Origin of the sequence: Archangium violaceum Cb vi76 (genome assembly GCF_000733295.1) — a bacterium.
Lineage (GTDB): Bacteria > Myxococcota > Myxococcia > Myxococcales > Myxococcaceae > Archangium > Archangium violaceum.
Genome location: NZ_JPMI01000180.1, coordinates 1 through 481, shown reverse-complemented (window position 1 = coordinate 481; position 481 = coordinate 1). Strand labels below are relative to the sequence as shown.

The 481-nt window shown below is 61.5% G+C and carries 1 protein-coding gene; it reads left to right on the top strand.

What is annotated here, in order from left to right; translation table 11 throughout:
• Nucleotides 1-196 precede the first annotated feature (196 nt).
• Nucleotides 197-481 (top strand): DUF3892 domain-containing protein (locus Q664_RS26245; protein ID WP_043401439.1); only part of this gene is annotated, 285 nt, incomplete at its 3' end.

Below are 481 nucleotides of genomic sequence, written 5' to 3'. Positions count from 1 at the left end.
TACGCCTGCTCCCACAGGGAGCCGTCGGACCGGTCTGCCTGCTTTATCTGTTCTCTCCTGTTCTCCACCAAGAGGTGTCCTCGCTTCCCGGTTTGCGCCTCGCCGGAAAAAAAAGATGGCCCATCGCTAAATCCGCGGCTGCTCGACCTCTACTCGATCGGGCGGGCATTTCCAGCCCGTCCGAGGAGCTGCATGTATGCCGAAGTGGGCTGATTATGGGGTCTTTCGAGTGAAGTACAACCGTGACCACACCGCGATCGTCGAGGTAGAGGTCCGCCCAGACCTCGGAGAGAAGTTCGGCGACCCGCAGAAAGCGAGCCGCCAGGAAGTGGTCTCCGCCATCGACCGGCGCGTGACCTTTGTGACCGTGTACTCGCGCGACGGCCAGAGCAGGAAGGGTGAGGACGTCCGCACGGTCACCATTCAGGGAGAGAAATACCTCCGGACCGACAACAACTCGACCCGGGCGGACAACTTGGGG